This window comes from Salmonella sp. SSDFZ54 (assembly GCF_004010735.1).
GTDB lineage: Bacteria > Pseudomonadota > Gammaproteobacteria > Enterobacterales > Enterobacteriaceae > Salmonella > Salmonella enterica.
This window is the reverse complement of the sequence record NZ_CP034828.1, coordinates 1-2020: the sequence shown is the minus strand read 5'-3', so window position 1 is coordinate 2020 and position 2020 is coordinate 1. Positions and strand designations below refer to the sequence as shown.

At 53.4% G+C, this 2020-nt stretch carries 2 protein-coding genes; one reads left to right on the top strand and one right to left on the bottom strand.

The window, feature by feature from the left end; genetic code table 11:
• Positions 1–58: 58 nt before the first annotated feature.
• A complete protein-coding gene (locus EOS97_RS26645) occupies positions 59–376 on the bottom strand; it encodes a hypothetical protein (protein WP_023224510.1) in 318 nt (105 codons plus the stop codon).
• A gap of 1213 nt (positions 377–1589) precedes the next feature.
• On the opposite strand from EOS97_RS26645, the gene EOS97_RS26625 reads away from it, so the two are divergent.
• Positions 1590–1826 carry a hypothetical protein gene (locus EOS97_RS26625; RefSeq protein ID WP_001676031.1) on the top strand — a complete coding sequence of 79 codons (237 nt, stop codon included), beginning with the start codon at positions 1590–1592 and terminating at the stop codon, positions 1824–1826.
• The last annotated feature ends 194 nt before the right edge of the window (positions 1827–2020 follow it).

Genomic DNA, 2020 nt, shown 5'->3' with positions numbered 1-2020 from the left:
ATGGTAAATCCAGCTGATTGGCAGGTACAAAAAAAGCCCCGCAGGGCTTTTTTGTACCTTATTGATCTGCACACTTTGCAGCCTTCAGGGCTTCCAGCTGATTTAGCCGGTTAGCTGCTTTTTTGCGGGCTTCGCCTTTTGCCATGCCATTTCCTATCCCAAAATCACCCAGGAAACCTAATACGGTGCGCCCGTCAAATTCGCCGGTTGCCTCAATTTCTTGTTGTACACTGCGCGTTTTGGCGATTTCCAGAGCTACCGCTTTGCAATCCATTGCGGAAGATTCTGGACCGGTGACGTTCGCGGCCTGTGGATATTGCTTTGTTGCGCATCCTGCCATGATCAGCGCTGCCGATAGGATGAATATTTTTTTCAAAATTATCCTTATTTATTTAGGCATAGTTAAGAAATACCCATTTTATCGGCAGGAAATGAGGGTTTTTTAGTTGAATTTTGGGAGGGGCAAGGTTCCATATTGGTCGAGGATTCTGGAGCTGACCGGCAACGGCCAGCGCGGCTATGGGCCATGCGGTGGTTGAGCATAGAAAGGATCTTCTTGAGTTCCTTTTTTTCTACGCGTAATCTCTTGCTCTGAAAACGAAAAAACCACCCGGGGAGGTGGTTTTTCGAAGGTTAGTAAATCCTGGCAGATTTTCTAACCGTGGTAACTGGCTTCAGCAGAGCGCAGATACCAAATACTGTCCTTCCAGTGTAGCCGTAGTTAGGCCACCACTTCAAGAACTCTATAGCACCACCTAAATTAACTCGCTCTGCTAATCCTGTTACCAGTGGCTGCTGCCAGTGGCGCTTTGTCGTGTCTTTCCGGGTTGGACTCAAGACGATAGTTACCGGATAAGGCGCAGCAGTCGGACTGAACGGGGGGTTCGTGCATACAGTCCAGCTTGGAGCGAACTGCCTTCCCGGAACTGAGTGTCAGGCGTGGAATGAGAAAACGCGGCCATAACAGCGGAATGACACCGGTAAACCGAAAGGCAGGAACAGGAGAGCGCACGAGGGAGCCACCAGGGGGAAACGCCTGGTATCTTTAAGTCCTGTCGGGTTTCGCCACCACTGATTTGAGCGTCAGATTTCGTGATGCTTGTCAGGGGGGCGGAGCCTATGGAAAAACGGCTTCGCCGCGGCCTTATCGCTTCCCCGTTAAGTTTCGTCCTGGCATCTTCCAGGAAATTTCCGCCCCGCCAGTAAGCCCGCACCGCTCGCCGCAGCCGAACGACCGAGCGCAGCGAGTCAGTGAGCGAGGAAGCGGAATATATCCTGTATCGCATATTCTGCTGACGCGCCGGTGCCGCCTTTTTTCTCCTGCCACATGAAGCACTTCACTGGTATTCGCATCCGTGCCAACATAGTAAGCCAGTATACACTCCGCTAGCGCTGCGTGACTGGTTCAGGGCTGCGCCCCGAAACCCGCTAAAACCACTGACGCGCCTGCGGCTTGCCCAACGTCTCACGTCACCGGATTAAAATCCGCTCCCGTTCACCGTTTCTGGCTGTCTTTCAGCACCGCCAGCGCTTCATCGGTTCTGCTGTGTCTGGCAGACTGTGCGGCGTTATTCTGATGGGAGAATGCTATGAACAGACTGACAAACCTGACACCTGCAGAGAAAAAATTTCTTGATGATGCTATTGCCGCAGCTGAGAGAGCGTCAGGCAAAAAGCTAAATCAGCCGAACCGGCATATCGTCCTGAACAGAGCGCGTGCGCAGATTGAGTCGCAGCGTTACGCCGACCGCCAGCGTGCATTACGTGAGGATGAGCGGCAGCAGTCCGAGTTTGCCTGGTCACGTCCGCGCGCGCCGCGCCGCTGATTGCGCCTTTTGGCGGTTTAGTGGTACTGACACTCCGAAATTGCCCGCCATTCACTCCTGTGAATAGCCATGCAGACGCGCAGAAATCATCAGGGGCGTTTTTCAGGGGTTGGTGCGGTGAAAGGTGCCGGAAACGGCTGTCAGGCCGCAGAAACGCGCTGAGGGCCTCTCAGGCAGTGCAGACAACGGATGTT

What these genes read in the sequence shown, in the direction of transcription:
- EOS97_RS26625 (WP_001676031.1), top strand. Translation starts at nt 1,590, where the DNA reads ATGAACAGACTGACAAACCTGACACCTGCAGAGAAAAAATTTCTTGAT.